Annotated in this window: 8 protein-coding genes; all 8 read right to left on the bottom strand. The window is 67.2% G+C overall.

Annotation, left to right across the window (positions count from 1 at the left end; all coding sequences use genetic code 11):
• Positions 1–129: 129 nt before the first annotated feature.
• Positions 130–1,506 carry an ATP-dependent protease ATPase subunit HslU gene (hslU, locus tag AC6CHL_RS15835; RefSeq protein WP_038686167.1) on the bottom strand — a complete coding sequence of 459 codons (1,377 nt, stop codon included), beginning with the start codon at positions 1,504–1,506 and terminating at the stop codon, positions 130–132.
• A gap of 60 nt (positions 1,507–1,566) precedes the next feature.
• Positions 1,567–2,118, bottom strand: a complete 552-nt coding sequence (gene hslV / locus AC6CHL_RS15830) for an ATP-dependent protease subunit HslV (protein WP_019183676.1) — start codon at positions 2,116–2,118, stop codon at positions 1,567–1,569.
• 91 nt (positions 2,119–2,209) lie between these two features.
• Positions 2,210–3,100 carry a tyrosine recombinase XerC gene (xerC, locus tag AC6CHL_RS15825; protein ID WP_498295252.1) on the bottom strand — a complete coding sequence of 297 codons (891 nt, stop codon included), beginning with the start codon at positions 3,098–3,100 and terminating at the stop codon, positions 2,210–2,212.
• A gap of 19 nt (positions 3,101–3,119) precedes the next feature.
• Entirely contained in the window at positions 3,120–3,797 is a 678-nt protein-coding gene (locus AC6CHL_RS15820; protein WP_137190405.1) for a DUF484 family protein, read from the bottom strand.
• The gene (dapF, locus tag AC6CHL_RS15815) at positions 3,794–4,645 is read right to left on the bottom strand and encodes a diaminopimelate epimerase (protein WP_038686163.1); all 852 of its coding nucleotides are present in this window, start codon (positions 4,643–4,645) and stop codon (positions 3,794–3,796) included. The genes AC6CHL_RS15820 and dapF overlap by 4 nt, the downstream gene beginning before the upstream one ends.
• The gene (lptM, locus tag AC6CHL_RS15810) at positions 4,638–4,877 is read right to left on the bottom strand and encodes an LPS translocon maturation chaperone LptM (RefSeq protein ID WP_463601706.1); all 240 of its coding nucleotides are present in this window, start codon (positions 4,875–4,877) and stop codon (positions 4,638–4,640) included. Before lptM ends, dapF begins: the two co-directional genes overlap by 8 nt.
• A gap of 147 nt (positions 4,878–5,024) precedes the next feature.
• The gene (locus AC6CHL_RS15805) at positions 5,025–5,453 is read right to left on the bottom strand and encodes a YbaN family protein (RefSeq protein WP_448134445.1); all 429 of its coding nucleotides are present in this window, start codon (positions 5,451–5,453) and stop codon (positions 5,025–5,027) included.
• Between the two features lie 77 nt (positions 5,454–5,530).
• Positions 5,531–7,648 carry a S9 family peptidase gene (locus AC6CHL_RS15800; protein WP_498295251.1) on the bottom strand — a complete coding sequence of 706 codons (2,118 nt, stop codon included), beginning with the start codon at positions 7,646–7,648 and terminating at the stop codon, positions 5,531–5,533.
• Positions 7,649–7,718 lie beyond the last annotated feature (70 nt).

The following is a 7,718-nucleotide window of genomic DNA, read 5'->3' as shown; positions in this document are numbered from 1 at the left end:
GAACTCCCACGCCCCCATCCAACCAGCGCATGCGTCACACATAACGCTTTTGATCCACCGCAATCGAAATAAAAAAAGCGGCGACGCTTTCGCGCCGCCGCTTCCCTACCACCCGACTGTTGTGATGCGTTACAGGATGTAGCGGCTCAGGTCCGGGTCCTGCACCAGCTCGCCCAGATGCGCATCCACGTAAGCCTTGTCGATGCTGATGGTCTCGCCATCGCGGTCCGGGGCTTCGTAGCTGAGCGTGTCCAGCAGGCGCTCCAGCACCGTGTGCAGGCGGCGGGCGCCGATGTTTTCCTGGCGCTCGTTGACCTGGAACGCGATCTCCGCCAGACGGTCCACCGCGTCCTCGGTGAACTTCATCGACACGCCTTCGGTCTGCAGCAGCGCTTCGTACTGCTTGGTCAGCGCCGCCTTCGGCTCGGTCAGGATGCGCACGAAATCGTTCTTGCTCAGTGCGCCCAGCTCCACCCGGATCGGGAAACGACCCTGCAACTCCGGAATCAGATCGCTCGGCTTGGCCAGGTGGAACGCACCGGAAGCAATGAACAGAATGTGGTCGGTCTTGATCGTGCCGTACTTGGTGGACACGTTGGAGCCTTCCACCAGCGGCAGCAGATCGCGCTGCACGCCCTCGCGCGACACATCGCCGCCCGATGAGCCTGCCTCACCGCGCTTGGCCACCTTGTCGATCTCATCGATGAACACGATGCCGTGCTGCTCGCAGGCCTCGATCGCCGCGCTGCGGATATCGTCTTCGTTGACCAGCTTGCCCGCCTCTTCCTCGATCAGCAGCGGACGCGCGGCCTTGATGCTCAGCGTGCGCTTCTGCGCCTTCGCCCCGCCCATGCTCGAGAACATCTGGCGCAGCTGCTGGCCCATTTCCTCCATGCCCGGCGGGGTCATGATGTCCATGCTGACGTTGGCCGACACTTCCAGCTCGATCTCGCGCTCGTCCAGCTCACCGTTGCGCAGCATGCGGCGGAACTTGATGCGGGTTTCGTTGTCCTGCGCCGACGGCTCGTTGCGCGCGGCCTCGGCATCGAAACCGATACCCGCGCTGCGACGCGGCAGCAGCGCGTCCAGGATGCGGTCTTCGGCGCGCTCTTCGGCCTGGGTGCGCACGCGCACCTTGGCCTGCTCGCGGTACAGCTTGACCGCGGTATCGGCCAGGTCGCGGATGATCTGCTCCACGTCCTTGCCGACATAGCCGACCTCGGTGAAACGGGTGGCTTCCACCTTCACGAACGGCGCGTTGGCCAGCGTGGCCAGGCGACGCGCGATCTCGGTCTTGCCGACGCCGGTCGGCCCGATCATCAGGATGTTCTTGGGCATCACTTCATTGCGCAGCTCGGCCGGCAGCTGCATGCGGCGCCAGCGGTTGCGCAATGCGATGGCCACCGCGCGCTTGGCGTCGTGCTGGCCCACGATGTGCCGGTCCAGTTCCTGCACGATCTCGCGCGGGGTCATGGTGGCGGAAGAAACTTCAATCTTGTGCGGCATGGGTGTGCTCACGAATGAATGTGGTGGGTCGGGGTTGCCGGCCAGCGGCCGGCACTACGCTTACAATTCCTCGACCACCACGTTGCGATTGGTGTAGATGCAGATGTCGCCGGCGATGTTGATCGACTCGGTGGCGATGGTGCGGGCGTCCAGTTCGGTGTGTGCCATCAGCGCGCGTGCGGCCGACAACGCGTACGAACCGCCGGAACCGATCGCGATGATGCCGTCTTCCGGCTCGATCACATCGCCGGTGCCGCTGATGATCAGCGAGGTGTCCTTGTCGGCCACGGCCAGCAGCGCTTCGAGCTTGCCCAGGCGGCGCTCGGTGCGCCAGTCCTTGGCCAGTTCCACTGCGGCGCGCTGCAGCTGGCCGTGCTTCTCAAGCTTGGCCTCGAACAGTTCGAACAGGGTGAAGGCGTCGGCGGCGGCACCGGCGAAACCGGCCAGGACCTGGCCCTCGCGACCCAGCCGGCGCACCTTGCGGGCGTTGCCCTTCATCACCGTGTGGCCAAGGGTGACCTGACCATCGCCGGCAACCGCGACATGACCGTTGCGGCGCACCGAAATGATGGTGGTGGCGTGAAATACGTTGGGGTTCTGACTGGGGTCCATGGAGCCTCCGGGGTGACAGAGACTGAGGTGGGGTCGTTGCCGGGGGCTTCAACCCACCCTGCCCTGCGGCCCGGTGACGCAGTGGATCGATTCAGCTTTCGTTGCCGCTCTTGCGCCGCTTTGCGCGCGGGTGCGCGGCGTCGTAGACCTTGGCCAGGTACTGGAAATCCAGGTGGGTGTAGATCTGCGTGGTGGCGATATCGGCATGCCCGAGCAGTTCCTGCACGCCGCGCAGGTCGCCGGAGGATTCCAGGATGTGGCTGGCGAAACTGTGCCGCAGCATGTGCGGGTGTACATGCTTGAACAGGCCCTGGCGCTGGGCCAGCTGGCGGATGCGGATCTGGATCGCCCGCTGGCTGATCGGCCCGCCCTTGCGCCCCGGGAACACCGGTTGGGCGTCGCGGCCGCCGCTTTCGCCGCGCCAGCCTTCCAGCGCGGTGCGCGCGTGCGAGCCGAACGGCACGCGCCGCTCGCGGTTGCCCTTGCCCAGCACGTTGACCAGCCCGGTGGCGAAATCCAGGTCACGCCAGACCAGCGCGCACAGCTCGCTCAGGCGCAGCCCGGAGGAATAAAACAGTTCCAGCAGCGCGCGGTCGCGCAGGCCCAGCGGCCCATCGGTGGGCAGTTCCACCAGCTGCACGGCTTCGTCGGCATCGAGCACCTGCGGCAGCTTGCGCGGCGCCTTCGGGGCTTTGAGCCCCGCGGCGGGGCTGGCCTCGATGCGGCGGTGCTTGAGCAGCCACGCGTAAAAACTACGGCACGCCGACAGGCGGCGCTGCAGCGACGTGGCCGAGAGCCCGCGGCGGTGTTCGGCGGCGATGAACTGGCGCAACTGCTCGCCATCGAGCACATCGATGCGCGCGTCGTGGTCGTTGGCCCAGCCGGTCAAGGCATCCAGATCGCGGCGGTAGGCATCGAGGGTATGCACCGACATGCGCCGCTCCACCTCCAGGTGCGCGAGGAATTCCGCAGCGGCCCCCATGCCAGCGCCCACGTCGGCCTCAGTCGTGCGTGAAGCGGGCCAGGCCGACCGCCAGCGCTTCGCCCATCATGCGCAGGAACAGCGTGCCCATGCCGGGGTAGAAACGGTTGGGATCGTGGCTGCCCACGGCGATCAGGCCGACACCCGGCAGCGGCAGCAATGCGCTGGACTGCACCGTGTCGGCGAGCGCGCCGTACAGCACGGTGTTCTTCTCGGCCTGCAGGCGGCCGCAGATCGGCTCGCCATCGGCCAGGCAATCGCGGAACGACCCGAGCAGCGGGCTGTCGGCCGGGATCACCTGCAGCCACGGCGCCTGCTCCAGCCCGGCAACCGGCTGCAGCATCACCAGGCGCACCTTGTCGCCGGCGAAGTCTTCTTCCAGCGAGGCGGCCATGGCGCGCAGGGTATCGGCGGCCGTGGTCTGCTTCATCAGCGCCAGGGTCAGCTGATGGGTGCGCACGGCCAGGCGTTCGTTGACCTGCGCGTTGGCGGCCAGGTCGGCGAGCCGTCGCGACAGCTCGCGGTTCTTGTCGCGCAGCACGTCCAGCTGGTAGCTGGCCAGCGACGCGGTGGGGCCGTCATCGCGCGGCACCACCATGGTCAGTGCCAGGTCCGGGAACTGCTTGAGGAACGCCGGATGCCGCCGCAACCAGGCGGCGACTTCGTGCGCACCGATCTTTTCGACCGTCTCGTTCATGCGTGCCACTCCCCTTCAAAGACGAAGGCTGCCGGGCCGGACATCACCACCTGGGCGTCGTCGGCCGGCCAGCGCAGGCGCAGCTCGCCGCCGGGCAGCGACAGTGTGGCGTCGCGCTCCAGCCGGCCACGCTGCATCATCACCACCGCCGCCGCGCAGGCGCCGCTGCCGCAGGCCAGGGTTTCCCCCACACCGCGTTCGTACACGCGCAGGCGCGCATGGCGGGGGTCGATCACCTGCACGAAGCCGACATTCACCGACTGCGGGAAGGTGGCGTGCTGTTGCAGCAGGTTGCCCAGGCGTTCAACCGGGGCGGCATCGATCAGGCCCACTTCGATCACCGCATGCGGGTTGCCCATCGACACCGCGCCGAAGCGCACCGTGTCGCCCTGCAACGGCAGCAGGTATTCATCGCGCGCACGGGCAAAGCCCAGCAGCGGCACCTGCGCCGGCTCGAAGCGCGGCACGCCCATCGCCACCGCGTACTGGTCGTTGCCCAGGCGCTCGATGGTGTGGGTGGCCAGCGGGCTGTCGATGGCGAAGCTGTCCTCACCGGCCGCGCCATCGCGCACCAGCCAGGCGGCCACGCACCGGGCGCCATTGCCGCACTGCTCGGACTGCGAGCCGTCGGCGTTCCAGATGCGGTAAGACGCCACCGACCCTTCCGCGCGCGGTGGTTCGATGGTGAGGATCTGGTCGCAGCCCACGCCGGTATGGCGGTCGGCCAGGCGGGCCGCCAGGGCCGGGGTGGGTGCAGGCGTACCGTCACGCAGGTCCAGGACGACGAAATCATTGCCGGCGCCGTGCATCTTGCTGAAGCGCAGCGCCGTGGAGGCGGCCTTAGTCATTACCATTTTCGGACTTCAGCGGCGCGTCGACCGGATCGGGTACCACCGGCGGGTTGTCGGTGTCATCCACGGCCGCCGGGGTGGTCTCATCGACGGCCGGCTCGGCGACTTCTTCGACCGGCACCGGCTTCTGCGGCAGCACCAGCGGGCCTTTGTTGCCGCAGGCGGCAAGGAGAAGCAGCGAGGCCGCTGCCAACGGAATCAGGATTCGGTTGCGATGGGGGATGCTCATGGCCTGAGTATAGCCGTGCGGCGCGTCAGCGCATGTGGGCTGACGCCCCACGCGTTGCTGCGCAAAACGCGGGCCCCGCGTTACCACTACCCACCCCCGGCCACTTCGCGGCCGCCCCCTGACTCAGGGGGCTCGTTACCCCATCATTCAGGGAGTTTCGTCCGGTGGGAGTGGGCGGCTCCACAGCCAGATCGCCACCGCCGCCATGCTGCCGATGGAGAACCACTTCACCCACGCGATCGGCACGCACCAGAGCATGATGCCGGCGCAGACCGCCATGGTCAGGGTGGCCATCCACTTGGCGTAGCGGCTGACCGCACCGTGGGCCTGCCAGTTGCGGATGGAGGGGCCAAAGCGCGGATGCTGCAGCAGCCAGGTGTGCAGACGCTCGGAGCCGCGCGAGGCGGCCCAGGCCGAGATCAGGATGAACACGGTGGTGGGCAGGCCCGGCACGAAGATGCCGACGATGCCGGTGGCCAGGCTGGCGTAGGCCAGCAGCCACCAGGCCCAGCGGAACCGCACCGGCGGCCGCGTGGCAGGGGCATCAGCTACGTCAGGGCGCTCGGGCACGGTCATGCGCCCAGCATAGCGAGGCCGGACGGCGACCGCGATGGTCGCCGTCCGGAAAGCGGGTTGCCGGCCAGAGGCCGGCCTTACGGGGCGGCGGTCACGCCCAGCTGGTCGAGCACGAACGCATACGATTCGGCCAGCTCGTGGTAGCGCTGGAAACGCCCGGACTTGCCGCCGTGCCCGGCCTCCATGTTGGTGCGGAACACGATCGGATGGGTGCCGGTGTTGTCATCCCGCAGCTTGGCCACCCACTTGGCCGGCTCCCAGTACTGCACCTGCGAATCCCACAGCCCGGTGCCGACGAACAGCGCCGGGTAGGCCTGCTTCTTGACGTTGTCGTAGGGCGAGTAGCCGAGCATGTAGTCGTAGTACGCGCGCTGCTCCGGGTTGCCCCACTCGTCGTACTCGTTGGTGGTCAGCGGGATGCTGGCGTCGAGCATGGTGGTGACCACGTCCACGAACGGCACCTGCGCCACCATCACCCGGTAGTCCTGCGGGGCCTGGTTGGCCACCGCGCCCATCAGCAGGCCGCCGGCGCTGCCGCCGGACGCGGCCACGCGGTCCTTGGACGCATAGCCCAGGCGCACCAGTTCGCGGGTGACGTCGACGAAGTCGTTGAAGGTGTTCTGCTTCTTCAGCAGCTTGCCGTCCTCGTACCACGCACGGCCCATTTCCTCGCCGCCGCGGATATGCGCGATGGCATAGACCACGCCGCGGTCAAGCAGGCTCACCACGGTCTGGTTGAAACCGGGGTCCATCGACATGCCGTAGCTGCCGTAGGCGTACTGGTAAAGCGCCGCGGTGCCGTCCTTCTTGAAACCGTTGCGGTACACCAGCGACACCGGCACCTTGGCCCCGTCACGCGCGGTCACCCAGACCCGCTCGGTGGTGTACTTGCCCGGGTCGTAGCCGATCACCGGCTGCTGCTTGAGCTGGCGGCGCTCACCGGTAACGGTGTTGAGCTCGTAGGTGGTGGTCGGGGTGGTCAGCGAGTTGTAGGCGTAGCGCAGCCACGGGCTGTCCGGCTCGGGGTTGGCGGCCAGGCCCATCGAGTAGGCCGGCTCGTCGGCCTTGACGTAGTCCTGGCGACCATCGGGATACAGCAGGCGAATCCGCTCGAGGCCATTGGAACGCTCGGCGATGGCACTGAAGCCGTCGAACAGCTCGAACCCTTCCACCAGTACCGCATCGTCATGGGCCACCCAGTCGGTCCACTGCGTGCGCGCGGTGGCATCGGTGGGGGCGGTGACGATCTTGAAGTTCTTCGCGCCGGCATCGTTGGTGCGGATCACCCAGCGGCCATTGAAGTGGTCGGCGTCGTACTCCACATCGCGCGCACGCGGCGCCAGCAGGGTGAATGCCTGCGGGTTGGCGGCCGGGGCATAACGGGTTTCCGAGCTGACCGTGCTGTGCAGTTCGATGGTGAGGAACTTGTCGTCGCGGGTGCGGCCGACGCCCATGTAGAAGCTGTCGTCCTTCTCTTCGTACACCAGCACGTCGCTGCTGGCCGGGGTGCCCAGCACGTGCTTTTTGACGCGCACGGTGAGCAGGGTTTCCGGATCATTCTCGACGTAGAACAGGGTGCGGTTGTCGTCGGCCCAGACCACGTTGGGCGACACGTTCTCGATACGGTCCGGCAGCACCTGGCCGGTGCGCAGGTCCTTGAAGCGGATCACGTACTGGCGGCGGCCGACATCGTCTTCGGCCCAGGCCAGCAGGTGGTTGTCCTGGCTGACGTCGGCATCGCCGACATCGAAGTAGTTCTTGCCCTCGGCCATCACGTTGATGTCCAGCAGGATCTCTTCGGGCGCCTCCATGCTGCCCTTGCGCCGTGCCTGGATCGGGTAATCCTTGCCGGTCTCGAAGCGGGTGTAATACCAGTAGCCGCGATCACGCGCGGGCACGCTGGCATCGTCCTGCTTGATGCGCGCCACGATTTCCTTGTACAGGGTGTCCTCGAGCGGCTTGAGCGGTGCCACCACCTGGTCGGTGTAGGCGTTTTCCGCATTCAGGTAGGCCAGCATCTTGGGATCTTCGCGCTTGTCGTCGCGCAGCCAGTAGTAGTCGTCGTTGCGGGTCGCGCCGAACGGCGCCTTGACCGTGTGCGGCTGCTTCTCGGCGTCGGGCGGGGTGAGCGCGGGGGCGGCATGCACGTTGGAGGTCATCAGGCTGGCAACCAGTAAACAAAGGGCGGGTTTCACGAGATAAGGCTCCTTACGGGGGAATGCAATGGCGTCCATGGTCGGCCCCAGTCTGGGCGGGCGTTGGGGC

The sequence above is a fragment of the Stenotrophomonas sp. GQ19 genome, assembly GCF_059758695.1.
The sequence above is the reverse complement of the archived record's forward strand: the minus strand, read 5'-3'. Positions and strand labels throughout refer to the sequence as shown.